The organism is Bifidobacterium actinocoloniiforme DSM 22766 (genome assembly GCF_001263395.1).
Taxonomy (GTDB): domain Bacteria; phylum Actinomycetota; class Actinomycetes; order Actinomycetales; family Bifidobacteriaceae; genus Bombiscardovia; species Bombiscardovia actinocoloniiformis.
Genome location: NZ_CP011786.1, coordinates 972,645 through 998,392, shown reverse-complemented (window position 1 = coordinate 998,392; position 25,748 = coordinate 972,645). Strand labels below are relative to the sequence as shown.

30 protein-coding genes are annotated in these 25,748 nt (G+C 62.7%); 28 read left to right on the top strand and 2 right to left on the bottom strand.

Features of this window, described 5'->3' with window-relative positions; genetic code table 11:
* The first annotated feature begins 35 nt into the window (after positions 1-35).
* From AB656_RS07610 to AB656_RS04005, 7 genes are read left to right on the top strand one after another with little or no spacing between them, the layout of a single operon-like run.
* A complete protein-coding gene (locus AB656_RS07610) occupies positions 36-602 on the top strand; it encodes a type I-E CRISPR-associated protein Cas6/Cse3/CasE (protein WP_033504765.1) in 567 nt (188 codons plus the stop codon).
* Positions 599-1,336 carry a hypothetical protein gene (locus AB656_RS04030; RefSeq protein ID WP_033504764.1) on the top strand — a complete coding sequence of 246 codons (738 nt, stop codon included), beginning with the start codon at positions 599-601 and terminating at the stop codon, positions 1,334-1,336. Before AB656_RS07610 ends, AB656_RS04030 begins: the two co-directional genes overlap by 4 nt.
* On the top strand, positions 1,333-1,710 hold the full coding sequence (locus tag AB656_RS04025; protein WP_033504763.1) for a hypothetical protein: 378 nt from the start codon (positions 1,333-1,335) through the stop codon (positions 1,708-1,710). Before AB656_RS04030 ends, AB656_RS04025 begins: the two co-directional genes overlap by 4 nt.
* Position 1,711: 1 nt before the next feature.
* The gene (locus AB656_RS04020; protein WP_033504762.1) at positions 1,712-2,542 is read left to right on the top strand and encodes a hypothetical protein; all 831 of its coding nucleotides are present in this window, start codon (positions 1,712-1,714) and stop codon (positions 2,540-2,542) included.
* Positions 2,539-3,126 (top strand): hypothetical protein, encoded by a 588-nt coding sequence (locus AB656_RS04015; protein ID WP_033504761.1) that lies wholly within the window; start codon positions 2,539-2,541, stop codon positions 3,124-3,126. Before AB656_RS04020 ends, AB656_RS04015 begins: the two co-directional genes overlap by 4 nt.
* Positions 3,120-3,893, top strand: a complete 774-nt coding sequence (locus tag AB656_RS04010) for a phosphoadenosine phosphosulfate reductase domain-containing protein (protein WP_033504760.1) — start codon at positions 3,120-3,122, stop codon at positions 3,891-3,893. Before AB656_RS04015 ends, AB656_RS04010 begins: the two co-directional genes overlap by 7 nt.
* Positions 3,890-4,660, top strand: a complete 771-nt coding sequence (locus AB656_RS04005) for a hypothetical protein (RefSeq protein WP_033504759.1) — start codon at positions 3,890-3,892, stop codon at positions 4,658-4,660. The genes AB656_RS04010 and AB656_RS04005 overlap by 4 nt, the downstream gene beginning before the upstream one ends.
* Before the next feature lie 154 nt (positions 4,661-4,814).
* On the opposite strand, the gene AB656_RS07810 is transcribed toward AB656_RS04005, so the two are convergent.
* Entirely contained in the window at positions 4,815-5,060 is a 246-nt protein-coding gene (locus AB656_RS07810; RefSeq protein WP_158336157.1) for a hypothetical protein, read from the bottom strand.
* Positions 5,061-5,358: 298 nt separating this feature from the next.
* The gene (locus AB656_RS04000; protein ID WP_144418930.1) at positions 5,359-5,853 is read right to left on the bottom strand and encodes a hypothetical protein; all 495 of its coding nucleotides are present in this window, start codon (positions 5,851-5,853) and stop codon (positions 5,359-5,361) included.
* A 46-nt stretch (positions 5,854-5,899) separates the two neighbouring features.
* Here AB656_RS04000 and AB656_RS03995 point away from each other — a divergent pair, with 46 nt between their 5' ends.
* The 21 genes from AB656_RS03995 to AB656_RS03895 all read left to right on the top strand — a co-directional run bounded on the left by AB656_RS03995 (position 5,900) and on the right by AB656_RS03895 (position 25,685).
* Positions 5,900-6,196, top strand: coding sequence for a hypothetical protein (locus tag AB656_RS03995; protein WP_033504756.1), 297 nt, complete (start codon positions 5,900-5,902; stop codon positions 6,194-6,196).
* Between the two features lie 152 nt (positions 6,197-6,348).
* Entirely contained in the window at positions 6,349-6,663 is a 315-nt protein-coding gene (locus AB656_RS03990) for a terminase small subunit (RefSeq protein WP_051905330.1), read from the top strand.
* A 23-nt stretch (positions 6,664-6,686) separates the two neighbouring features.
* Entirely contained in the window at positions 6,687-8,270 is a 1,584-nt protein-coding gene (locus AB656_RS03985) for a terminase (protein ID WP_051905329.1), read from the top strand.
* 17 nt (positions 8,271-8,287) lie between these two features.
* A complete protein-coding gene (locus tag AB656_RS03980; protein ID WP_051905328.1) occupies positions 8,288-9,778 on the top strand; it encodes a phage portal protein in 1,491 nt (496 codons plus the stop codon).
* Positions 9,768-10,556, top strand: a complete 789-nt coding sequence (locus AB656_RS03975; RefSeq protein ID WP_051905327.1) for an HK97 family phage prohead protease — start codon at positions 9,768-9,770, stop codon at positions 10,554-10,556. Before AB656_RS03980 ends, AB656_RS03975 begins: the two co-directional genes overlap by 11 nt.
* Position 10,557: 1 nt before the next feature.
* Complete coding sequence (locus AB656_RS03970; protein WP_033504755.1) at positions 10,558-11,796, top strand: phage major capsid protein; 1,239 nt, start codon at positions 10,558-10,560, stop codon at positions 11,794-11,796.
* A gap of 19 nt (positions 11,797-11,815) precedes the next feature.
* Positions 11,816-12,352, top strand: coding sequence for a hypothetical protein (locus AB656_RS03965; RefSeq protein ID WP_051905326.1), 537 nt, complete (start codon positions 11,816-11,818; stop codon positions 12,350-12,352).
* The gene (locus AB656_RS03960) at positions 12,349-12,741 is read left to right on the top strand and encodes a hypothetical protein (protein WP_144418929.1); all 393 of its coding nucleotides are present in this window, start codon (positions 12,349-12,351) and stop codon (positions 12,739-12,741) included. The genes AB656_RS03965 and AB656_RS03960 overlap by 4 nt, the downstream gene beginning before the upstream one ends.
* Entirely contained in the window at positions 12,738-13,061 is a 324-nt protein-coding gene (locus AB656_RS03955) for a hypothetical protein (protein ID WP_033504754.1), read from the top strand. Before AB656_RS03960 ends, AB656_RS03955 begins: the two co-directional genes overlap by 4 nt.
* Complete coding sequence (locus AB656_RS03950; RefSeq protein WP_033504753.1) at positions 13,058-13,471, top strand: hypothetical protein; 414 nt, start codon at positions 13,058-13,060, stop codon at positions 13,469-13,471. Before AB656_RS03955 ends, AB656_RS03950 begins: the two co-directional genes overlap by 4 nt.
* Before the next feature lie 66 nt (positions 13,472-13,537).
* Complete coding sequence (locus AB656_RS03945) at positions 13,538-14,158, top strand: hypothetical protein (RefSeq protein WP_051905324.1); 621 nt, start codon at positions 13,538-13,540, stop codon at positions 14,156-14,158.
* A gap of 108 nt (positions 14,159-14,266) precedes the next feature.
* Positions 14,267-14,752, top strand: a complete 486-nt coding sequence (locus AB656_RS03940) for a hypothetical protein (protein ID WP_033504752.1) — start codon at positions 14,267-14,269, stop codon at positions 14,750-14,752.
* Positions 14,753-15,009: 257 nt separating this feature from the next.
* The gene (locus AB656_RS07940; RefSeq protein WP_033504750.1) at positions 15,010-18,540 is read left to right on the top strand and encodes a hypothetical protein; all 3,531 of its coding nucleotides are present in this window, start codon (positions 15,010-15,012) and stop codon (positions 18,538-18,540) included.
* On the top strand, positions 18,537-19,421 hold the full coding sequence (locus AB656_RS03930) for a phage tail family protein (protein WP_158336156.1): 885 nt from the start codon (positions 18,537-18,539) through the stop codon (positions 19,419-19,421). Before AB656_RS07940 ends, AB656_RS03930 begins: the two co-directional genes overlap by 4 nt.
* A 28-nt stretch (positions 19,422-19,449) precedes the next feature.
* The gene (locus tag AB656_RS03925; protein WP_051905322.1) at positions 19,450-20,316 is read left to right on the top strand and encodes a hypothetical protein; all 867 of its coding nucleotides are present in this window, start codon (positions 19,450-19,452) and stop codon (positions 20,314-20,316) included.
* Positions 20,313-21,536, top strand: coding sequence for a hypothetical protein (locus AB656_RS03920; protein WP_033504749.1), 1,224 nt, complete (start codon positions 20,313-20,315; stop codon positions 21,534-21,536). The genes AB656_RS03925 and AB656_RS03920 overlap by 4 nt, the downstream gene beginning before the upstream one ends.
* Positions 21,537-21,556: 20 nt before the next feature.
* Entirely contained in the window at positions 21,557-23,173 is a 1,617-nt protein-coding gene (locus AB656_RS03915) for a hypothetical protein (protein WP_051905321.1), read from the top strand.
* A 10-nt stretch (positions 23,174-23,183) separates the two neighbouring features.
* The gene (locus tag AB656_RS07935; protein WP_051905320.1) at positions 23,184-23,498 is read left to right on the top strand and encodes a hypothetical protein; all 315 of its coding nucleotides are present in this window, start codon (positions 23,184-23,186) and stop codon (positions 23,496-23,498) included.
* Positions 23,499-23,566: 68 nt separating this feature from the next.
* Positions 23,567-24,811 carry a GH25 family lysozyme gene (locus AB656_RS03905; protein WP_033504746.1) on the top strand — a complete coding sequence of 415 codons (1,245 nt, stop codon included), beginning with the start codon at positions 23,567-23,569 and terminating at the stop codon, positions 24,809-24,811.
* A gap of 14 nt (positions 24,812-24,825) precedes the next feature.
* The gene (locus AB656_RS03900) at positions 24,826-25,077 is read left to right on the top strand and encodes a phage holin (protein ID WP_033504745.1); all 252 of its coding nucleotides are present in this window, start codon (positions 24,826-24,828) and stop codon (positions 25,075-25,077) included.
* 299 nt (positions 25,078-25,376) lie between these two features.
* A complete protein-coding gene (locus AB656_RS03895) occupies positions 25,377-25,685 on the top strand; it encodes a hypothetical protein (RefSeq protein ID WP_033504744.1) in 309 nt (102 codons plus the stop codon).
* Positions 25,686-25,748: the final 63 nt, after the last annotated feature.

Here is a 25,748-nt window from a genome sequence, read left to right as displayed (position 1 = left end):
CACCGGCATGGAGCCAGGACCGGAGGAGGCAAACAGTGAATGAGACAAACTGCGTGTGGCATACGGAAATCATATTCAACCGAAATGGCAGAGCAATCCCGTTTGATTCAGCGCTAGTGCATCGGATAATCACCGCGTCCACCGGTGACCCCGCGTCGCTCTGGTGCTCACCCCGGCCTGCGGTCTTGCTGGTGCAGACCCGCCGCCCACTGCATGCAGAGACCTTCCGCCGTGAGGCGGCAAGCATACGGCAGGCCAAAGCAAGCCTGTTTTTCGATTCGCGCGCACGTGTGGAGATATCCGGCGTCATCAACGCGACACGTTGTAAGGCGCACCGGCGAAGGGCGCCACTCGGCGCGGATGATATGCCAGCTTGGCTGTGCCGGCACTTGAAAGGCTGCAAGGCTGACATCGATGCGGTGCAGGAAATGTCCCCCGCGAAGGGACGGCACGGTGAACAGCCGCTCACCATCTCCCGCGCCGCGTTCCACGGGTTCGCCACCGTAAAGGACCCCGACGAGTTCGCGAACACGCTGATGACGGGGGTAGGCAGGGGCAAACGATTCGGGGCCGGCCTTGTGCTGGCGAGGAGGTCGTCATGAAAGCAGTAAGGATGATATGGGGGCTGCTGGGAAGCCCGCAACCCGAAGGGGCGGCGGCAAAACTGCTGTCCGAGTCGGAATCGGTGTGCAAGGTGTGCGGTACGCGACAGGCGGTCACAGCGGACGCAAGCAAAGCGCTTGGATCGAATTTCACCGATCGGTCGCTGTACGCCAGCCCCGAATCAGGACGAGTGTGCGACTGCTGCCTGTGGGCCTGCTCAGGCCGGGGGGTGCGCACCATCCGCATGTGGAGCGTCGCGGCGGCACCCGGCGTCACACTGCCAGACAGCCAGGAGAAAGCGGCAGCTTGGATTGGACAGCATGACGGAATCTGCCTGACATCAAGGCACGATACGTCACCAATCCTCGGTCTGCTCCTCAACCCACCTGAGAGCGAATGGGCGGTCAGCATCGCCGTCAGCGGTCAGAAACACGTCATGCCATACACGGGGCTCAACCATGGGCCCACAGGCATGATCCGCATGGAGACGGCGGACGTGCCTTACACGCAGGAAGCCTTCTCCGCAGCCTACCGGCCCGCGCTCGAATTACGGAGGATGGGAGCCAGCGCCGAAATGGTGCAGGCCGGCCAGCCACCACGCTTCGAGGGCATGGAACAGGCCAAAGCCTGGAAACGGCTTAACTCCGATATCAACCCATGGAAAGGAAGCCCGATCCTAGACCTGGCCCTATGGGCCATAACCAAACCAATCATGGAAGGAAACCACTCATGACAAAACAGCAGACAACCCCAACCGAAGACCAGATGGACGAAGCGACCATCAACCTCATCTTCGCCCTGCGCGACAGCCTTACCGACGACGGCCCAAGCCGCATCGACTTTTGGAGCGGCGGACGCGCGGCAACCGCAATACAGACCGCGGCAGCCGGATCGTCGGAATCACACCAGATGCTGACCACCGCATGCCGGAAATTGCAGATACCACAGATCACCGTGTCGCAAAGCCCAGCGGTGTTGTCCGCATGCGAGCTGATAGACGCGGACTACGCAGCATGGCAGGACCACATCGACCGCACCATCGTTTACATCATCGCCCTAGCTGACATGCGCCGCCGCCAAGCCAAGACCACCAAGAAGGAGAACTGACATGACCATCATCAATTACGGACTCACCCTGACCTCGCCCTTCCACCATGGCGCAGGCACACAAGGCAACACCAGCATCCTACGCACCCAGACGGTGCACACCCCTGACGGGAGGATCGCCCAAGTGCCCTTCCTGTCGGCAAACTCCATCCGCCACGGGCTCCGCAACGCCCTGGCCTGGGAGACCGTCAAAACACTCCAAGTCGAACCCGGGAGCCTCACCAAAGGGCAGACGGACCTGCTCTTCACGGGCGGCGCGGTCACTGAGAAAGGCGCGCAAACCGACCTTGAGGCCTACAGGCAAGCCGCACGCATCCTCCCATGGCTGACCATGCTCGGGTATGCCAGTAAAAGCGACATCATCGAAGGCACGCTCAGGGCCAGCGACGCGATCCTCGCCTGCGCGGAAAACCGGGGCCGTCTCCGCGACACCGACGACTTGAAACCCGCCGGATACTGGCGCAGCGAGGAATTCGGAACCAGGATGGACCAAGCCACAAGCCCAATAGCCGCGCTCATGGACATGGGAGCTGAAGCCGCCGGCAGCACGCAGATGATCTACAGCGTGCAAACGCTCAGCCCCGGAGCGCGGCTCGAAGGCAGCCTCGAACTCAGCGCAGCCGCCACAGACATGGATGTACGAATGCTTAAGGCGGCACTGGATCTGTGGGCCCCGGACGGCAAAACAATGCTAGCCGCCAAAACCGGCACGGGGTACGGGCGCGCGACTATCACAGCGGATACCCCATATGCGGGAGCGGCGGGTGACCTACGCGGCATAATCTCGGATAACAAACCAGACATCCTCGGCCTTTTGGAGGCTCTCGCATGAGCATGCCACTGCACGTCGCCGCCACCCTCGACAGCGCGGCCTGCGGCGTGGAAGGAAACCCGCTCCCCCTCGATGGGCTCCTGGCCTGGGCCATGCACGCCCGGGAGCATGACCCGACGCCACCAAGAGGAAGCATCAAAGACTACCTGCTGCCAGTGGAGCAATGGGAAGCCTGCGGCACCTGGGGGTGGAAGACGTCACGCGCGCACCCGCACATCCTCGCGCGGACCAGCCTCCAATTGAGACGCAGGCCACCGGACTGGCAACTGGCCGTCTACACCAAAGAGAGGAAGAACCATCACGGATTGGACGCATGGAAAGCCCGTGACCTGACGGTACCGGCATCCATCATCGACACCATCGAATGGGACCTGCAAGCCACCGACCCCGACCAGGTGGAAGACCTGCTCCACTCGATCAGCCACATCGGATCCCACCGTGCGGACGGATGCGGACACGTGGCACGATGGGACATCACCCCCGGCGACCCAGAAGCATGGAAGGACAGACCAATGCCGCAACAAGGGCAAACAGGACGATTCCGACCGCCGTACTGGTCGGATGACAGGACGGTCACATGCTGAAAGGCATGAGCACCCTGACCCCCGCCGACCTCGAAGTCTGGCGGGGGTACGGCAGATACGACCAAGCCATAGGTGCGCTCATGGAACCCCTGGAACGCAAAGCAATCCAAGAAATCCGCAAATTCCATGAACTACACCCGGACTGCATAACCAACGTCAGCTGGGGCAAGGACTCGGTGGTGGTCGCCCACCTTACATGGATGGCAGACCCGGCGATACCCATCATCTGGGTGCCAGCGGTACGGGAGGACGGCACATGCTACGAAACGGAACCCAGCTTCCAGGTGCGCGACGCCTTCCTCCGCGCGCATCCAGGATGCGTCTACGCCGAAAGGCCCGGCCTTCCACGGAACCCCCGGCGAGGGGAGCCAGGATGGGAAGACTACATGCGGCATGTCAAAGAACGCCACCAAGACATGCTCGGCGAACAAATCCATGATCCGCACATCACCGGAGTACGAGCTGACGAATCGGCCATGAGACGCATGAGCATACGTTCCCGCGGGCTCAGCTCCACAAAAACCTGCCGCCCCATAGGCCGATGGAGCGCCGAGCAAGTCTTCGCCTATCTGGCGGCCCGTGACTTGCCGGTGCATGGCGCCTACGCCGCATCGTACGGAGGTCACCTTGACCGGCGATGGCTGCGCGTCCACGCCATCCGCAGCGCCATCAGCACCAGCGCCACCCATTACCACGACATCGCGCAGTGGGAGGACGACTATTTCCCCACATTGTGCGACTACCAGCCAAGAGAAGAGAGCGTATGAGTCAATGCATGACCTGCCCGGTGTGCATCAGGGGTCCGCGCGGCCCCCTGTGCGAGGAGCATCGGCATGATTTGGCGCGCATCCTGCGCGGGCTGCGCACTGGGATGTACGAGCTTAGGGCCGTGGCCGACCGCAAGGTCAGGCTCGGCGGCGGGGGCGGGGGAGCGCGCCCCGCGTTCGCCCCCACGCCCATGGATTTGAGCGCCGCCGACCTGTACGACCAGGTGGAGGACGTGATCCAGGACGTGGCCGGCGACATCGGCTTGTGGGGAGGCCGCGCGCAAAAACTATTGCGCGAGCTGACCAACCGTCAAGGGCGGTTGTGGGACGCTCCCAACAGCGGCCGCGACTACCGTGACCTGGCCGACGCCTTACGCCAGGTCAGCGAGCGCCTGTCCACGCCAGGCGAGCGCATCGTGTACGGGCACTGCCTCAACCCCGCTTGCAAAACGGCCCTGAGCGGGGCGCCAGGGGAGCCGACGGTGGTCTGCCCCGAATGCGGGTCCACATGGAGCGTCAAAGCCCTCACAGAGGCGCGCAGGCGGCGTTTCGAGGGCAGGACCATCACCGGCACGCCCGCCAGGATCGCGTCATGGGTCAAAGCCAACGCAGGCGTGCCAGTCAAAGGGCAGGATGTGCGTAACTGGCTGCGCCGTGGACGGCTCGGCCGCTCGCGCAAGGTGGGTCGTGGCGTGTACGAGTGCGACCTGTCCGAGCTGCTGGACTGCGCGCAAGGCGTCCACCCAGGGCCGAAACGCCTCTCCTGACTTGCAAATGTCCTAATGACACGCTATTTTGAATACAGTTGCTTTTAGTGTAAGGGTCGGGCCGAGAGGTCCGGCCCTTTGTGATTAAGCCCGCAAATTGCATGCTCCGCCACCGGCCTTCCGCGTACTGGCCGAAAGCAGCGACGCTCTGCTATTAGATACCCAGCGCCTGTCTTACCTGTGCCACAAAATCCGGGGCCACGACAGACGCGACGACATAGCCGATCACAAACATCACCACCACCACGACAAGGGCCACCAACACCGCGATCCTGTCCTGCCTCTGCTGCTCACGCCGCTCCTGCTCACGGATGACAGCCATACGCTTGCGATACACCACCGGGCACGTTGTCCCCGGGCGATGACGATGCACCGGGCATTCAGGATCATATTGGCACATGGACTCAATAATAGTCGCAAACTGAAGGCCTCGAGTCCTGCCGGTCGTCGTCAGCCGGCACGGGGCCCGACGATAAATAAACCCGAGGGTCGGTGGCTCCATGCCATCGGCCCTCACCCATACCCGCCCGCAGGGTCTTTCAACCTTTCTTCCCCTGCGGGCACCCATCCTTGCGTGGACGGCCTCCGTATGCAGCCACCGCAAACCAACCAACTGCAAGGCATCGAGCGCCAGCTCACGCGCATAGCCGACACGATGGCGGGCCAAGGCATGCAAGTGGACCGCACCGAAGGCCTGTTTACTTGATGTGGATGGTGCAGCCCTCGCCGGTCGGTGATCCTGTATTCGCGTCGAGCCTTGTGAAAGTGAGTGACTGTAGAGACCCCGCCAGGCCAAGTTTGCTGATATTGGCTTTGGTGGTCATGACGGCACCGCCAGACGGTAAAGGCTTGGAACTGGACGTTGCATCGTCTAGGCTGACGGATTCGCCCCTCGCGTCGACGCCTTTCACTCCGCTGTCGGACGTGGGTATCGACCCGATGACGCTGGCCTTCCCCTTGTCGGTAGCGATATCCACCTTGATGGAGGAGTTAGGCGCCTGGGATGATGTGAAGGCAAGCTTGCCCTCGTTGAGGCCAGCCTTCGATATGTCCACGTTGGCGGTGGAGCACGACCCCTCACCAGTGCTAGTGGTGTTCACGTCATGCACCGTGCCACATCCGCCCAAACCAAGCAAACCGCCACACAAGAGCACACAAGCGGCCGTCCTACCCTTACCCATAATTCTCTCCATTCCGACGCCTCATAGCGTCATCATTCCAGACTAGCGGAGGCCATGCATGACAAGAGCAAGAGTCAGCACGCGAGCCTTCCAAAAAGCGCGCCAGCGGTTCTTCGAGCAGGGGAAGAAAGAGAACGCGCCATGCTGGCTGTGCGACCTGCCCATCGACTACACCGTAAAGCCGGGCAGCACGGACGAAAGCCATGAGCTAGACCACTACGTGCCGGTCTCCGTGGACCCGAGCCTGCAATACGACCCAGGCAACTTCCGCCACGCCCACCGCATTTGCAACATCCTACGAGGAGCCGACCCACCCAAACTCACCCTAGGCATGCATTCACGCACATGGTACTAAGCAATCATGCACACAAGTAATAGATGACACGGGGGGTAGGGGCGTTCGAATCGCTGGAAACCGCCCTGAGCGGCCTACCTCCCGCGCTCCAATACTCCCCTCCCCCCGAGCGTTGTACAGGGGGTCGCGCGCGGTATAAGAGGAGGGGCATCATGGCAGCGAAATTTGAGCTCCTGAACGTGTCTGACGCATTGGAAAGATCCATCAAGAACAGCTCCGGGCAACTTACCGCGAAGCACTCTGCCTTAGTGTCGGCCGCAAGGGTGCTGGCCAGGCGAATCGACATGCTGTGCGAAGCGGGATTCGAAAACGAGGACGGAAAAATCGACAATGTGACCATCCCAACCTTCCTGAAATACCTCCAGGCGCTCGGATTGACCGCAGAAACGGTGAAAGCGGAGGAAAGAAAGCCAAGGAAGGTCTCAGTGGATGATCTCACTGCTTTTCGGCAGCGTCATAAGGCATGAACAACGATCTTAGGAGGTCGTGAATGGCTGAAAAAGCCGTTTTCGGCGCCACTGAGCCGCGAATCTGGAGTAAACCGCTCCGCGAACTCACGCCAAAGACCTCACTAGGGTACGAAGTCATCGACTACGCCGAAACGGTGCTCCATATCAGTCTCAGACCTTGGCAGCAATGGCTGCTCATCCACGCGCTGGAGCTCAGGGAGGATGGAAGCTACCGCTATCGCATCGTCATTGTCCTGGTGGCACGCCAGAACGGCAAAACCATGCTGGCCAGTGTCCTTGCCGACTGGTGGCTCCATGTGGACTCGCAGCGTCACCCGGAACGGGTGCCTCCAGTGAAATTCAAAATCGTGGGCACCGCGCAAAACTTGGATATCGCACGCGAACCTTGGAACCAGGTGAAGCTCTGGAGTGACCCAGAGCCTGACACTGAGGAGGAGGGCACGCTCGCTGTCCCCGCCTTGCAAGACAACACTTTGAAAGTCTCCGATACGAACGGTAAGGAGTACATCAAGGCGAAAGATCTGGCCGTGTATGAGATTCGCGCCGCTAAAAGCGCCCGCGGGAAGCCTGCCGCCAGGGTATTAATGGATGAGCTACGTGAACAGTCCACCTGGGCGGCGTGGAACGCGGTGAGCCAGACGACGAAAAGCTTCTGGAGCGGTCAGCTGTGGGGTATCAGCAATGCGGGTGACGGCACGGCTGTGGTGCTGAAGAAGCAGCGTGAAGCAGGCATGGAGCAGATCAGGCGATGCGATGCCGCTTTGGCGGCTGGCGAGACCATGTCGGCCCATATCGACGAGCACCCGGAGGATGCGACGATCGGCCTGTTCGAATGGTCCGCTCCTGATGGCTGCGCCCTGGATGACCGTGACGGAATCCTGCAAGCGAATCCGTCAATCGGTTTCGGGGGTCTGACGGTGGATTCGGTCGCGTCGGAGGCGCAGGGGATGACTGAAGCAGGATACCGGACTGAGGTGCTGTGCCAATGGGTGACCGCAGACGTGGAAACCTATCTGGACCCCTCCAAATGGGAGAAGGGCACTGATTCGAAATCCGCGATAGCGGACGGGTCGCGCATCGTCCTGGGGGTGGACACCACGCCGGACGGCGATACCACATGGATAGCCGCGGCAGGATACCGTGATGATGGGCTCCCTCATGTGGAGGTGGTCGCCAGGCGTGACGGCATGATGTGGGTGCCCAAACTCATGGACCGGATCAGAACGGTCACAGGAGCCAGCGAGGTCGCCATCCAGGGGAAGGGGTGCAGGGCCTCGGACCTGATAGACCCTCTTGCCGACGCTGGATGGCAGGTTGACCGCATCGAAGGCCCTAGGCTTGGCGCCTCGGCCGGGCAATTCCGCGACCGGACACGCGAGGAGAAGCTCCGGCATCTCCCGCAGCCGGCAATCGACCAGGCTGTGAGCGCTGCAGTGGCCCGCAAGCTTGGTGATGTGGATATTTGGGACCGGAAGAATTCGATGCTTGACATTTCCGGCCTGATAGCGGAGACGAACGCTTTATACGGCCTTGAGATGTTCGAGGCTGAGCAGGGGAAGAACACGGCATCAGCGTACGCGGACCATGGGCTGATGGTCCTTTGACGAGAGGGAGGTGACCAGTGTCCATCTGGAGCCAGATCAGGTCAATCTTCCAACCGGAGTATTCCATCTCCTTCAACCTGGAGGACGCTCTTACCCATATCCAGGGGCAAAGCGAGTCCGAGCTGTACAAGACCCAGCCGCACCTGCGCACCGTCATCAGCTTCCTCGCCGACAACACGGCCCAGGTGGGGTTGAAGGAGTATCACAGGACGTCGGACACGGACCGCCCCAGGGTGACGGATGACGTGCTTATCAACCTGCTCCAGCAGCCGAACGCCACACAGACAGGGTATGAGCTGATCCGACAGCTGGTCTCGGACCTGGCCCTCTACGACAACGCCTACTGGCTAGTAACCCAGGAGCCTAACCGTGATGTGGACCGTTTCGGCGCGTGGACCATCCAGCCCATCCCGCCATCATGGGTAAGGGCCAAAGGCGAGGGAAACGCCTTCGCACCCGGATACTACCGCGTGGGCACCGGGTATGGGCAGGGGCATGTGGACATACCCGCCGCGTCGGTGGTCGCCTTCCACGGATGGAACCCCAACGATCCTTCAGCCGGGGTGAGCCCGGTGAAGGCACTTAAGGATGTCATCAACGAGCAAATCCAGGCTTGGTCATATCGGACGCAAAGCTGGCAGCGCGGAGGACGCATCGGCGTCTACCTGTCCAGGCCGAAGGACGCCCCCGAATGGGGGGAAGAGGATCGGAAACGGTTCAAGGAATCTTGGAAGTCCTTCCAGGACAAGGGCGTCAATGCCGGGTCCACCCCACTGCTTGAAGACGGCATCACCATGAACAAGGTCGGTTTCTCAGCCCGCGAGGACGAGTTCGTGGAGGTGACCAAGCTCAGCCTGCAGACCGTCGCCCAGGTGTACCACGTCAACCCGGTCATGGTGGGTGTGCTTGATAATGCGAACTTTTCCAACACCAGGGAATTCCGCAAGATGCTCTACTCGGAGACACTGGGGCCGACGATCCGCATGATCGAGGACCGAATCAACACCTTCCTGGCGCCGATGGTCGGGACGGACGAGGACAACTACGTGGAATTCGACATCCGCAGCAAGCTCTCCGGCGATTTCGAGGAGCAGGCCAGCGTCCTAAGCACATCGGTCGGGGCTCCCTGGATCACCCCCAACGAGGCCCGGGCTACGCAGAACCTTCCCGGAATGGAGGGCGGAGACAGCCTTGTGGTGCCCTTGAACGTCACTCAGGGAGGGCAGGCAAGCCCGCAGGATGGCGGGGAGCCGGCAAGGGCGCCTGACCAGTCGGACCCCGCCAAGGCAGTCATCGTCGAGTGGAAGGACAGGCTCCGCAAGTCCGTGAAGTCCAGGCTAGGTGCGGGCAAGAGTCTGGGGGACATCGACTGGCGCAAGTGGAGCGACGAGCTGCAGTCCGACCTGGTCGTCAAGGCGGGGCTTGACCTGTACACGGCAGGCATAACCGCACTAGGGAGGACCAGAGAGGCCGAAAGCGAATTCAAGGAGAGCGATTATGCAGATTAAAGAACGAACCTGCCAGGTGAAAACCACCGGTGATGATAAGGCGCTGGGGGAAGGCGAATTCAAAGCCTACCCCAGCACCTTTACCCGGATGCCGGACGCCTATGGGGATGTGGTCGCCAAAGGCGCCTTCGCCGACACCATCAAAGCGTGGAAGGATTCCGGCAAGACCTTGCCTGTCATGTACGGGCACCGCATGGACGACCCCGACTACAACGTGGCCGGAGTGGAGGACATGGGGGAGGACGATCACGGCTGGTGGATCAAAGGCCGCTTCGACATGGACTCGCCCAAAGCCGCCCAAGTGTACCGGCTCATCAAGGATGGCCGCCTGTCTCAGTTAAGTTTCGCCTTCGACGTGCTCGACGAGGGGACGGTAGAGCTTGACGACGGCACCGAGGCCAACGAACTGCGAAAACTCGACGTGTACGAAGCCAGTTTCGTGCCCGTGGGAGCCAATCAGGACACGTCAATCGTGGGCATCAAAGCGGCAGGGATGAAAGCGGGGCGTGTGCTTAGCGCCAAGAACGCCTCGATGCTGCAGGAGGTCGCCGACTCGCTGAACAAGTCCGCGACCAAAATCAAGGATTTCCTGGCTCAGGCCGCTCCTGACCAGGACAGTAACAACCAAAGCGAAGACGCGAAAGCGGACGCTGGCCAGGTCAAGACCGAGGAGCCCCACAGGGCCAAGGCCGAGGAACGGAAGCCGGATGCGGACAGCCAAGCGCTCAAGCTTGCCATCGACATCGCCCTGACGGGCGAAGGAAGCGAGGTAGCCTGACATGGCCACACTCAAGGAAAAGCGGGCCGAAGCCATCGAAAAGCTGAAAGCCTACCAGCAGCAGCTCAAAACCGGGGATGCCCTCGACGAGGACGGCACCAAAGCCGTCAAGGACCTCCTCGAAAAGGTGTCCGACCTGGACCACCAAATCAAGAAAGCTGACGAAAGCGCGCAGCTCCTGCACAGCATCGACGGGCTGTCATCGTCCGACCCGGCGCCAACAGGCAACGACGGTGGCTCTGCGGCTAAGTCGCGCACGCCTGGAGAGTTCTTTATTAAGAACTTGCAGGCTAAGGGCATAAAAGCCCGGCAGGCGTTCAAAGCCGGCATGGAGGTGTCCTTCAAGGCACCTACTGACACGCAAATGGTCGGAGGCTCCGACGGTGCGTTCGGGCCTTTCGTCACGCAAGTGGACCAGGAGGGCGTCAGCCCTTACCGCAGGCCCCTCGTGGTGGCCGACCTGTTCGCGCAGGGCGCCCTTTCAGGGTCCGCCCTCAAGTATCCGGTGTACGGGGAGCTTGAAGGCGGGGCGAAGACCGTCAAGGAGGGCGGGACCAAAGCGCAGGCCCACTTCCCCGACCCCACCTGGCAGACGGACTCCCTTGGAGAGATTGCTGTCTGGTTCGGCGTATCCGACGACATGGTGGAGGACCTGCCATGGCTGCAGGGCGAGATTACCGACGCCGCCCAATACTCCCTCGGATTGGAGGAGGAGAACCAGCTACTCAACGGCGACGGCAATGACCCGAACCTCAAAGGTCTGCTCATGCGCGGCATCCAGACCCTGGGGCAGGGGGACGACTCCGATGCAGACAGACTGTTCGCATGCCGTAGGCTGATCAGTCATGACACCGGGTTCAACCCGGACGGCATCGTCATCAACCCTACCGACTATGAGGCCATTCGCCTGTCCAAGGACAGTAACGGACAGTACTTCGGCGGCGGTTACTTCACCGGCCAGTACGGTAACGGCGGCGTCATGCAGGACCCGCCCATCTGGGGCTTGCGCACCGTGGTCACCGAGGCTGTGACCCCAGGAACCGCCATCGTCGGCGCTTTCAAAGCCGGCGGCAAGGTGCTGCGCAAAGGTGGCATCGACATCAAGTCCACTGATTCACACGCGGACTTCTTCATCAACGACAAACAAGCCATTCGCCTCAAGGAGAGGGTGGGCTTGCAAGTCAAGTACCCCAAGGCCTTCGTCAAGGTGACCCTCGGCAAGGCCGCCCGGTCCAAGTAGTCGGGAAGCGAGGTGGAGCATGGACGCACGGCAGCCTGGAATAGGCGACATCGTCAGCCCTGATTCCGAGGTAGGGCCCAATCTGTGGCTGAAAGCAGCCCAGGCCTCGGTCCGCTCGTACTGCGGGTGGCATATAGCCCCTAACGTGGAGCAGACCCTCACCCTGGACGCCGAAGGCGGCCGCACGCTCATGCTCCCCTCCCTGCACGTCACCGGCCTGTCCCGCATCACCGTGGACGGCCGTGATGTGACCGGTGAAGTGGACTGGAGCCAAACTGGCATGGTCAGTCTTCGCTCCGGGAGCTTCCCCGACCGTTTCCGCTCCGTCATCGTGACGATGAGCAGCGGGTATGAAGTGGATGAGGTGCCCGACGTGGTGTCAATTATCCTCAAACTCGCTAACCGGGCGGCCACAGGGCCAGGGGTGGTGGCCAGCCAAAGCGTCAACGGCTCGTCCGTGTCCTACCTGACGGCAGGCGGGGCGCCCTTGAGCACTCCGCTCCTGCAAATCGAGAAAGACGCGCTGGAACCCTACAGGCTGAAATGGACGGCATGATGGGAACCGCGGCAGACTATACAGGAGGCGGTCCGGACGGGATGGGCCACCGGCAGGCCTACACCAGGCTGAGACGCGGAACCGTCCCCGACCCCTACGACCCTGACCACCTGGTGTCCGGTGGATGGGGCCAGGCGGACACCAGGGCCGTCTACGGGACCCTGGCATCAAAAGCAAGCATCGAACAGCCGGACCCAGTCAGGGACGAGGCAATCTCCACGGCAGAGCTGATCCTGGACGACCCGGACTCCGACGTGCAACGCGGTGACCGTATCAAAGCCGAGGACGGCAGAATATGGGATGTGCAGGGCTACCCGCATGCCGACCGGAACCCCTTCACCGGGTGGCAACCGACACTCGTATGCGACCTGCAGGAGGTCATAGGATGAGCAAAGACAACGTCACTATGCACTTCAACGAGGATTTCTTCAAGAGCATCATGCGTTCCGCCGGCGCCGAGGAGATGTGCAGGCAGAAAGCGCAGAAGGCCCTTGACGCAGCTAAAGCCTCAGCGCCAGTGGGAGACCCGTCCAACCCTGTCTACAAGAAGCCGGGAAGACATCCGGGCCAGTACAAGGAGGGACTACACATCGAGAAGGTGGCACACGCCTCACGCGACACCTACATGGTCGTGGGCAGCGACCCTAAGACGCTCCTGGTCGAATCCAAGACGGGGAATCTCGCCCGCGCGCTGAAGAAGGCCAAATGAGCATCTACCTGCCGCCGGATATCGAAGATTTCCTCACGGGATGGCTTCGCGAGCGCATCCCTAATATCAGTGTAAGGAACAAAGAACCGCAGGAACTGCACGCTCCGCTGGACAAACCCCTCGTAGTCATACGCGACGACTCCGGCACCAGGACCAGCCTGGTCACATGGGACCGGTCCGTGGGGGTGAGCGTCCTGGCTGGGTCGAAATCATATGACAAGCCTGCCAATGATCTGGCACGTCTCGTGTACGCCCATCTGACCGATGACGCCGTCACGGACGCTCCCGGGTCGCCGATAGCAGCGGTCCTTGACGAAGGATGCAACGGCCCATATGCGGTGCAGGACGATCAAGATGTGGCAAGACGCTACATGACCATCGAATACTCCGTCACCGGCGAACAGCAGTGACAGGCGATAAGTAACCAAGCCAGAGGCCACCAGACGGTGGCCTTCACCATAGTTAGGAGAGATTGCATGGCAAAAGACAGCCAAGGCAATGACCTGAATGCAGTGCCGGTGCCGAAGGGAGGCGCGATAAGCTTCGCCCCCTACGCGCCGGGGAACATTCTCAAACCCGAGGACATTGGCATCAAGGTGGCGAAAGTGCAACTGCCCGCCGCGTATTTCACCGGCGGCCTGATTAAGCAGGATGGCGGGCCGGCCGACGAGTCCGGAAAGGGAGATGCTACTGAGTTCTTCCAGGAGGGCTACTCGCTGTCCAAGAGCCCGGACCTGACCACAGCCGTCTCACTCGCCGAGGACAACCCTAACACGCGGCTCCTGTGCTACGGGACGGAGCCGGACGAGAACGGTGTCTACCATGTGGATACGCTCACCCCGGACCGTAAGTGGTGCGCTTACTACGAGGAGCCGCGAAAGAACGGCACCGTCTACCGACGCGCCGGCATCGTCCAAGTCACCGAGAACAAGCCTGACCAGGCCGAGCGTGGCACGGTGAAAGGCAAAGCTGTCACCTTCACCTGGCAGCGCGACCCAGCCTACGACGGTAACGCATGGATCGACTGCGTGTATGGGGAGCAGCCGAACAGTGGGAACCAAACCCCGACCCCCAACAGCGGCCCCAAGACGAGCTGACCCATCAGCATCACCAGTACCTCCCCGTGCCGTTTCGCCTGCTTGACGGCACGGGGAACCCCTTCATACCACTCAGCAGGCACCCGCACAAAGTAGGAGAAATCAAGCATGGCAGCAGAAACCAAGACCACCGCGCAAGAAGCCGATATGGACCTCGACTTCGAGTCGTACACCGACCAAGACTGGCAGCGCGACATACGCCAGGCCGGACGCCAGCTTGCGAACAAATACATCATCAAGTTCCCCAACCTCTTCATCAGGACAATCACGGGTACCCAATATCTTTTGCCGCTCGACCTCACCCCAAGACAGCTTGACGAACAGTCCAAGGACCTCGACAAGTCTCCACTGGACCAGATCATCGCCATGCTTCAGAAAGCCAACCCCGGAAAGAAGCAACAGATCGACAATGAGATGTCCTCATCCCTCCTTGCAATCGGGGACAAGTACGGTCAGGTGATCGAGGAGGTGCATATGGCGTCAATGGGAAAATACGAGCCTTCTGCGCCCGCGTCCAACGGGAGCGTACCAGCATCAGCGCCGACTTCGCACGATGCGGATGGAGCCTCGCAGCAGACCTCGGCGGGAGACTGAGATACGGGGACGCCATAGCGCTCCTGTCATCCATCGAATCCGACCCGGCAACCCTGACAGGGGCGCAGGCTCTTGGACTCACATACCCAGCATCAATGACGGATCTGGCGATCCTGCAAACCATAGCCCCTGGCATGTCACCGGTCAAGCAAGAGGAACCAGAAGCCCCCCGGCCGAATCACGAACCCGATGATCGGAGCGCGGAGGCAGTGAACAAAGTCAACCCGCTGTTCGCGGACCTGTACTAGGAGGACCACATGGCCGGAGGGTCGGAAGTAGGATCAGGGCACGTCAGCATCTTCCCCGTGATGACGGGCTTCAGAGCGGCCGTTTCCAAGGAGATGCAGGCAGCCGGACATGAGGGCTCCGGCATCTTCGGCAAGGCCTTCAACGGGGTAGGGTCGAAGACTGGCTCCAGTCTGGGCAGGGACATGAAAAACGCCTTCACGGGCGCCTCCAAGGACATGGCCACCCCGGGTTTGAGGAAACTCGAATCCGAGGTGGCCTCGGCCGCTAGAGCCATGAGCGCGGCGCGGCTCAAGCAGCAAGATGCGGCAGGCAAGGTGCGTGTCGCCGAAGCCCAGTACGCCGAAGCCGTGAAGAAGAGCGGAGAGGGAAGCGTACAGGCCGTCAGCGCGTCGGAACGGCTTGCCAGCGCCAAACGCAAAGAAGAGTCCACCTCGGACTCCCTGACAGCAGCCGAGAAACGGCTGAAGGACGCCAAAAAGGCTGTCGCTGACGTCAAACAGGCCACCATCGAAGCACCCAAGGTCGGCCCGTTCGAGTCGGCGGTGACCCGCATCAGGTCCGCGATCCAGGGATTGAACGCACAAAGGCTCGATAAGGCCGGTGCCACCGTTAATGGACTGGGGGCGGCTTATCAGGGAGTGGTCGGCCACGTCAAGGCCAGCACGGTCGCCATTGGGTCTCTCCTGGCTTTCGGTGCGAGGGGGATTGTCAACTACGGGCGCACCGCTATAGACGCCTACAACGAAATCAGCGGCACGACAGCCAAATTCCAGCAAATCGCAAGCAACAACCACTGGGCGCAGGACCAAACCCAGGCGTTACTCGCTTACAACAAGGAGCTCGGCAGGACGGGCATCATCAGCGCAGGGACGCTGAAAGCGTCACAGGCCCAGCTCGGTACTTTCATGCTCTCCTCCCAAAGCGTCAAGACCCTCACGCCAGCTCTTGCTGACCTCATCGCCAACACGAAGGGCTACAATGCCACGACCGAGGACGGCGTACAGCTGTCAAACCTGGTAGGCAAGGTCATGACCGGCAACGTCGGCGCCTTGAGCAGGTACGGCGTCACCCTCGACGAGAACCAGAAAAAGCTCCTAGCCCACGGCTCGCAGGAGGAGAGGGCCGCGACCCTCGCCAAAGTCCTGGAGCAGAACTTCGGCGGCGTGAACAAAGCGATGGCGGCCACCCCATACGGCAAGTACATCATCATGCAGCATCAACTGTCCGCCATCAAGACCACCATAGGGGGCGGCTTCATCGATGCCATTGGGGCCCTCGGCGATATGGGCATCGACGTGGTGGACAAGATCAACGGCAAGCTTGACAGTTTCTTCAAATGGCTCCCGAATGCCGTAGGAGGGACCGTCTCCCTCCTACGCGACGGCAGGGTGTCCGGCGCCTTCGCGCAGGCTTTCCATGTGCCCGATTCCGCGCGGCACGGCATAGAGAGCACGGTCAAACATGTCCGCGACAGCGTCAAGGGCCTGGGCGACTTCCTCAAGTCCGGCACCATCTCTAAATCCTTCACCGACGGTTTCAAGGGCATGGACCCGAAGGTCGTCGAACGCTTCCAGGACGCTCTTAAGCGCGTCCGTGAACAGATTACCGGCACTACCAAGGAGATGCACCCGTTCGGCGGAGGCATGAAAGGCGCCAAGCCTGGTCTTGACCTGGCTACCAAGGGTGTGGAATCGGTGACGCTGGCACTGAACGCCCTATCACCGACCATCACCATCATGGGGACCCTTGTCAAGGCCTTCTCCTCGCTCCCAGCGCCCATACAGGGAGCCATCGGCGCCAGTATGTTCTTCGGCAGGCAGATCAAAGCCATAGAGGCCCCGATCGGTCTGGCTTTGAAAGCAGTCGGTGGACTGGGCAAAGGAGTCAAATCAGTAGGCGGCATCCTTTCGGATTTCGTCTCGGCGCGTGTATCTTCCAGCGCTGGCCTGGCACCCTTGGCAGGGGACTTCGCCGGTATCGGCAAATCTGCCTCTTTAGCAGCCCCTAATGTCTCGGGGCTGGCCAAGAGTTCCGAGGAAATGGGGTCGAAAGCCGGAAAGGCCGGCGGAGGAGTATCCGGCTTGCTTGGCCCGCTTGGCGGACTCGGCCCTGGTGGTTGGGCCGCCGCCGCTGGAATTGCGGCGGCAGTCGGCGGGGTCATGCTGTGGGCGGACCACGCGGAAAAAGCGAAAGATCGGACAACGGATTTGGAGTCTGCTCTGCAGCAAGGACAGACTGCCTACTCCGACTTCGTCGACACCGCAGCGACCAAGGGCACAGACATGGACTGGGGCTGGTTCCAGAAATTCAGGTCCGGGTACGGCTCCTTCAAGGAGGAGCTGAGCGGAGCCGGGGTCAGCATGCAGACCTTCCGAGGGGCCATTGAGGGAGACAAAGGCTCCATCGACTCATATGTACAGTCTCTAGAGCAGAGCACGGGGCAAGGAAGTAAGCATAATGGCGTAGTCGAGGAGGGTGTACGCAAGCTCGCGCAAATGAACCACGCTTACAACGACGCAGTCTGGCAGCAGAACCAGATGGCCGGGAGCGCGGAAAACCTGAGCCGCATACAGCAGGACCTCAACAACAAATTGTCGGGACTATCGACGACCGTCAAAGCCAACGGCGGTAGCCTTGACGCCAACACCCAGTCCGGGCAGCTGAACCGGCAGGCCATGCAGAACATGGCGGATCAGTCCATCGCTACTGCCGCTGCCGTGATGCAACAGGGACAAGCGACCGGCAATCTCGGACAGGCGTCACAGGATGCCAGGAACAACATCTACCAGGCACGTCAAGCCATGGTGGACGCGGCCCAGCAGTGCGGCATGAGCAAGGAGCAGGCCGAGCAGTATGCGGATCAGCTTGGGCTCATACCCTCGAATGTCGGGACGAACATCAGCCAGAACGCGCCGCTGAGCAAAGGCCAGGTCGAGCAGTATCTCAATACTCTCAATCTCACGCCTGCGACAAAGGACACCGTGATGAACGCCTTCAACTCCGGGGCGATCAAGAACATCGGCGACGTGGATAATGCCATTAAGAGCGTGCCGAGGCAAAAGGATACCGATTTGAACGCTCACGACCATGCGAGTGGCGTGGTGCAGAACATCCTGGATTGGTTCAAGCGGATCCCTGGGGAAGTCGTGACCTACTTCACCGGGAAACCATCAGGGAAATTCGCCGGAGGCGCTGTTAGCCGCGCGAATGGTGGCCCTGTAGGGTTCTCGGCAGGCGGCGGGCCTTACGGTCTGGTACGCGGCCCTGGAACCACTACGAGTGATTCGATCCCGGCTTTGCTGTCGGACCAGGAGTATGTGGTCAGGGCATGGGCGGCGAAGAGGATCGGGCTTGCCGCTTTGGACAGGATGAACCGGACCGGGAAAGTGGAACAGTCAACGTCCACCGTGGTGTCTCCCACCGTGATCCAGCCCGTGAACATCACCAACAACGGCGTCAAAGACCCGTTCGTGGAAGGAACAATCATGGGCAGGCAGATGGCATCGGCCGCGAGGATGGCTTTGAGGGGGATGGCATGAGCATGTTCGAGGCATCAGCGCACCTGTATTGCGATGACAACGACATCCGCTTCTACAGCGGATTGGCCAGCCCCCCCGAAAAGACAGGCATCATGATCGCAAAGGACGGCGTCGAGGGGTGGCTCTCCACGCCTCCGGTGAAGCTCAGCCTGACGGAAAGGGCTTGGGGGAACGGCGCCCATGATGTGTCAAACCCGGACATTACATACGCAGCCAGGACAGTCACTATCCATCTTGACGCGGTCGGGATGACACGATCAACGATCATCGGCTTGGCTTCGCGTCTTAACTCGATGATGGGCAAAATCGTCAAATTCCGCGTGATTGATGACGGGCAGGACACGTATGTGGAGGGATACCTGCACAGCGAATACGGGTCGAATTGGTCTCGGCAGCTCCTGGAAGGCACCTTGACCCTGGTCTGCCCGCGTCCTGAGCGCTTGTCTTGGGATGCGCAGTCAGTGCAGCTCATGGCTCCGAGCGTGTCGGCTGGCGGCCTCTCTTACGGCCCTGACGGCAAGGGGCTGGCGTATCCGCTGGATTATGGGGCGGCGTCGGTGGATCAGAGTCAGGCGCTGTTGCGTAATCGTGGCACGGCTCGTGCGTATCCGGTGTTGACCGCGTCGGGTGATTGGCCTGATGGGGTGCTGCTCGTGTGGGATGGTGGCGAGTCTTTGGAGTGGCGTGGCCGTGTGTGGCCTGGCGTGCCCCTGGTGCTGGACTGCCGGTCGCGGACCGCGAGCATGGGTGGCGTGGATGTGAGCCGTGGCCTCACGCGTCGTGGCTTCCCCCGGATCGAGCCGGGTGGGGACATCATGCTGCGCTGTCTGAGCGCGGGCGGCGGCTGGGTGGACGCGCAGACGCGGGACACCTACATCTGATTACTTATTTGGCTGTGAGGAGGCTCTTATGGTGACAGCTTTGGGCGTGGCCCAGGACGCGGACGGCGTGGGCATGGACGCTTTGACCCACCGGCGCGTCATTGGCGCGCATTGGGAGAACCCGGGCGTGGTGGCCGGCTTGGAGGTGTCGGGGGCCGCGGGCTTGCGGTACCAGGCGTCGGCCGGGGTGGCGGTGTGCTCGACTGGCGGGTCGGACGGGTCGGTGGAGGCGTACTGGCCCGGCGGGCTGACCCTGGAGGCGGTGACGGCGGGTGACGGCGCGTACCCGCGCATCGACACGGTGTATTTGCTGGCGGATACGCGGGCCGGCGGGCAGGTGTCCTTGCATGTGGCGCAGGGCACGCCGTCCGCGTCGCCTGCGCACCCGGTAGTGCCGGCCGGGGGGTTGCGGCTGAGGGACATGACGATGCCGGCGGGCGCGTCCGCCACGATCTCCGCGTCGCCCATGGGGAGCGTGGATTACGCGATCCCCTACGGGGCGAAGATGGGGCGGATCGGCTACGGGAGCAACACGTCCAGCGTCTTGCAGGATTGGAGCACCAAATGGTGGTCGCAGGCTCCCGCTGAGACGATGATGCTGGCCACGGATCGGCTGGTCACGGTCAAGTTCACGTGGCGGGCGAGCGTGGATGGCGAGCAGGTGGGCAGCTTTTATGCAATGCCCGTGGTTGACGATCAGGACATGGGTGATGGTTTGGACGAGTGCCTGGTGGCGCATGTGTGGGCCAGGCAGTCCGTGGAGTGGCGCATGGTCCTGGAGGGAGGCCGCCCGCACAGGGTGGATGTGATGGCCAAACCCAATCTGGGGCGGCCACGGTTCACTTGGCGCGGCCTGCGTACTGTGGAGGTTATTGACGAGGGGGTCGCCCGGTGAGTTGGCGGCATTGGATTTGCGACGCGCGCGATGGGCGGATCGTCTGCCTCATCGACATCCCCAGCTTCTCCTGGGACATGGCGATCGGGGATTTCAGCCTATCGACGACGGGGCCGGCGGATAAGGGCGCGGGCAGTGGTGATGAGAGCGGTTTGACGCTGCCGTGGTCGGCTCTCCCGGCGCGCACGCCGGCTGATCGCAGCCTGCTGCTGGACCCGACCCGGCGCGCCTTGTGCACCGCGTGGGTGGGCTCCGACGAGCCGAGCGACTTGGGCGACCCATTGCTGTGGGGCGTGATCGGGGACCAGGAGGACCACCAGCTGGACACGACGTTCGGCCTGGTGTCGCCTATGGCTTTGCTGGCTGACCGGTACGTGATCCGCGACGGCGCCTACCAGGACGGGCGCAGCACCGACATCATCGGCGTGCAGGGGTTGTCCTACCGGGGCATCCAGTCGGAGATCGGCGCGTGGGCCACCGAGCGCAAGCAGGGCGGCACGCTGCCCATAGACTGGACCTACCTGGGGGAGCGCGGAAACCATCAGAAGACCGAGTACAAGGCGTGGAACGCGCAGAACGTGGGCGCCCGCAAGCTGATCGAGGACATCAGCAACCTGCAAGGCGGCCCGGATTGTGATTTCGAACCGTACTGGACGGAGGACGGGCAGCATGTGCGCTGCCGCTTCTTGGCGGGCTCGGACGCGGACGCGTACCTGCACGAGGACGCGGCTCCCGTCCACTTGTCATGCTTCCCCGGGGGCGGCGATTTGGAAGACGTGAGCGTGTCCCACGCCTCGCCCATCCAACGCTGGTACGCGACCGGCGCCGGGTCGGATGAGAGCGTGCTGACCGCGCTGGCCGAGGACCTGGGGCCGGTCATGTCCGGCATGGACCCGCCCATCCTGCGCGAGGGCGTCTACTCGGACACCGATACCGACAATCTGGACGTGCTTAAACGGCACGCCCAGTCCCGCTTGGAGGGCGGCAGGCGCAAGCTCATCCAGGTCAGCGGCACCGTCCATTTCAACGACCATGACGAGTCGGGCGCCCCTTTGCATACGCCGTCCGGCTTGCGGCCGGGGCGTCGCTGCGTCCTGCACTTGCAGGGCTTCCCCACCTTGCCGGATGGTGAGTACGGGACCCGGATCATGCGCCTGTCCGGCGACCAAACCGATAAGGGCCAGGTCGTGCTGGACGTGATGGCCGACCCGTACCAATGATTTTTAAGGAGTGATTAATCGTGGTATACCATCCCAGCATCATCCGCCGCACCGCGTTTGAGGACGTGGCTCTGGCGGCGGGGTCGGCCTTGGACATCGCGACCCGGCAGCAGACCGGGGCGACCGGGACCGGCACCTGGCATAACGTGGACGGGACCAAGACGATCCAGGGGCCGGGGGCCGGGCCTGAGGGTGTGGTGCATTGGGTGGGGGATACGACCCCCCCGGGCAGGCCGACGGGTGTGACGGTGGGGTCTGGCGCGGGCATGATCCTGGTGGCTTGGGATGGGGGGTTGGAGGGTGGCGTGCCCCCGGACTTCGACCATTTGTCGCTGATCGTGGATGGCCTGGAGGCGGGCAGGGCGCTGGCTAAGGGCGTGTACCCGTTGGGCCCGTATGAGCCGGGCAGCGTGCATGAGGTGAAGGTGGTGGCGTGGGATGACGCGCACGCGCAGGATGGCAGTCCGGCGCCTAACGGTTCGTCGGCCTGGGGGCCGGAGCGTGTGACGGTGTCGGGCGCTGACATCGACCCGGAGAGCTTGGGCATCCTGGTCACCAAGGCGGCCACCGACCCTGAGGGTGCTGGCAAGCATCGGGGGGATTTGTGGCTGCGCTATGGGGAGGGCGAGCGTCCCGCCGTAGCGGCCGAATGGTGGTGGGACGGGGATGCGTGGGTGCCGATCCCGGTGGCCGTCTACCTGGATCAGCTGGCGGCTCGTGATGTGCAGGTGGACGCGGCGGTCATTGGCCTGATCTGCGCGGGCATCATCAGGTCGGGCCAGTTCAGTACGCCGGATGGGCTGGTGGGCTTCGACTCGTCGGGTTTCTGGTCCAAGGGCGTGGACGGGAAAACCCTGTTCAAGGCGTCCGGGAACGGTGTGCAGGCGGTGGGCGGCTTGCAGACCGCGGGCGGCGGCGACCGCATCCAGTTGAGCCAGACCCTGATCCAAGGGACCACCACGGGCGGCCTGCAGGGCATAGGGGATGACCCGACGCACCCGTACTGGCTGATCTGGGGCGACCATGACGAGGACGGGCTGGTCAGCCGGCTGATGATGGGCACCAGCACGCAGCAGCCGGAGATCTCCATCGTGAGGGGCCAGCAGGGGCGCAACAATGTCGGCCTGACGGCCGACAGGGTGGATATCGTAGGCCGTCAGATTGTTGGGATTGAAGGGGATGTCGCCCTGGATGGCAGGTCGATCTACGCGCCGGACCGTCGCGTCTACCAGTGGGTGTCTTCCTGGACAGGCAGGCCAGGCTATCCGGGAGGGACCTGGTATACGGAGAACACTGCGTCTTTGACCGTGCGATCCCCCGGTCAGGGCCGCTGGTATGTGCTTGACATGGGCGAGCGTATCACGGGCCCGGGCGAGGGTTTCCTGCTCGCCGTGATCCGCAAAAACGGTGAAAACATCGCCACGCATGTGGTCAGCAGCAGCGCGACTCCCGGGGGGCAGACGGATAATTATTCGGCTTCGCGCCGGTTCTGGCTGCCGGACGGCGTTTATCAGATCACCGTGTATTTCAAGTATTTCGGCGACTGTCAGGTGTCCGGCGGTGATGTGTATTTGTGCTACACCGACCCGCAGGTCAGCGGGTGGTTCGCCCGGTACGTGTTTCTGACCGAATGCTAGGGGCTTCCGAGTGTCTGACGTGCTGATGACCCTGGTAGAGGCCGTGATTCCCATGCTCTTGACCGGTATCGGCGGCATGTGCGGATGGCTGCTGAAAAGCCACCGCAAGGAGGAGGCCAAGGACCAGGCCATGGAGGCGGGCCTTCGTACGCTCCTGCGGGCCGAGCTGCTGGAGATCCACGCCGAATACGTGCCGCTCGGCCATATCCCGGTGGCGGTCATGGAGGAGGCCGAACGCGTGTACCGCGCCTACCACCTTCTGGGAGGCAACGGGACGGGGACCAAGCTGTACGAGGAGCTAAAAGCCCTGCCATCCGTGGACTGATCGGCCCGTCAATTGCCTTTGCCACCCATCCCGGGTGGCTTTTTTCATGCCTACACAAAGGAGGGTGTATGCGTTTTTCTCATGCGCGTCACGCGCGCGCCAAGCCCCGGTATGCTCGTATCGGCGTGGGGGTGGCGGCGGTAGTGGCCATGCTTGTCCCTGGTGTCGCCCACGCGGACGCCGGCTTCGACAATTCCAGCTGGCAGGGTTGTTATAACGCGCAGGCCGCCAAAAACTCGGGGGCGTCTTTCTCGATCACGAAGATCACCGAGGGCGTCAATTACGTGAACCCCGCCGCGGACTGTCAGCTCCAAGCCAACCGCGCCGCGGGCTTGCGTATCGGCGCTTACGGGTACGCGCGGCCCGAATACGGTAATTCGCCGGAGGCTGAGGCCGACTTCTTTAATGCCCAGTCGAATGCGCGTGGTCTGGTGCATGCGGGGGTGATCCCGTTTTTGGATTGGGAGCCGCCCGCATCCCATCGTGGTGACACGGAGTGGGCGAAGCGCTGGTTGGACCGGGTGGCCTCCTATTGGGGGGTTAAGCCGATCATCTACATGTCCGCGTCCACAATCAGCGCCGGGGATTGGCGCGCGGTGGCGGGCGCGGATTACGGGCTGTGGGTGGCCGGGTATCCGCGCGGGTACGCGGGGGAGCGGCTGCGCGACCCGGGCGCCCCACCCTACTCGGTGGCCCCCTGGCCGTTCGCGGCGGCCTGGCAGTACTCCTCCTCGGGGCATGTGCCTGGCGTGGGGACCGCCGTGGACGTCAACTGGTGGTACGGGGACGCGGGCACCTGGGCCAAGTACGCGAACGCGCCTATAGGCACCCGGCCGAACCCGGTCGCCCCGTCGCTCACGCCCCAGCAGGGCGCGCCGGTCGGCGATGCTGCCAGCATCGCCTCGGCTGTCATCCGCGGCGACTACGGCAACGACCCGCAGCGGCACGCCCTCCTGGGCAACCGCTACAACGAGGTCATGGCCGCGGTTAATGAGCGGCTGCGCGGTAATACGGGCGGCGGCACGGGGTCGGGCGTGTACGTGGTGCGCCCAGGCGACTGCCTGAGCGCCGTGTTCGGCGGCTCCTGGCCGACCGTGGCCAGGCTCAACGGCATCCACGCGCCGTACGTGATCCACCCAGGGCAGAGGCTCTCCACCGGTGGCGGCGGCGCTGGAGGCAGGTCCGTGACCGTGCGCCGGGGGGACACGCTCTCCGGCATCGCGGCCAGGCTCGGCGTACCGCAGGGCCAGTTGCACGGCTACCGGTCCGGCGACCCGGGCCTCATCTACCCGGGCGAGGTCCTCTCGTACTGAAGGAGGTGATAATCATGCCCGACACGACGCAACCCGACCAAGGTAAGGGTTACTTGCTGCCCGGCAAGGTGTACCAGACGCTCAAATGGGCGGCCCTGGTCCTCCTGCCCGCGCTGGCCGTCTTCGTTGGCACGGCGGGACCCGCGCTGGGACTGCCGCACGTGGACGCGATCGTGACCACGCTCAACGCGCTTGGCCTGCTCATCGCGGCCTGCATCGGCGCCAGCCAAGCCAAAGCCAGCTACAGCAAGCAGACGACCATATAACCCAAGCGCCCCCGCCTCCGGTAATCGGAGAGCGGGGGCGCTTTTCGCGTTTAGCGACAGTGGGGAGACTGCATCGTAGATGATGCTCTTATGAGCTCGGCGGGCCGTAGACGGCAGCCCGCATAGGACGCCAGCGGTCTCCTTGCGCGCCACGGATCTCCGGGGATGGCGGCGCCCCCCTCCCCGCCTTGCGACACGCCCGGAATAGATACCGGTTGCGTCATGCATCCAGTTTGGTATCATGGTAGTCATGAGCGGTCAGCATAAGGCCCGACCGCCGAGCGAGGAAGGCTCAGATCATGACCACCAAGACCGAGTACACGGACGGCTTCGCTTCGATCGTCAGCGCCGAGGCCCCGGGGATGGACTGGATCCTCGAGAACGCCGCCGGCGCCGACGCCGGCGACTACGACCTGGACGCCGCGCTGGACGACTACATGGACCGCGTCAACCAGGTCGTCAACCCCTTGGGCCTGACGGTGTCCAGGTCAGGCGTCGCCGTCTGCGACGCCGACGCGGAGATCGACGACGAGGCCGTGGCCGAGGCCGCGCGCGGGGTGGACGTTTACGAGGTCCTCGCCCGGCACGACGTCTCCGGCAAGCGGTAAGCGGGCCGCGCGGGGGCGGCGTCGGCTCGCGGGCCGAGCCGCCCCCCGGCGCAAGAGGACGCA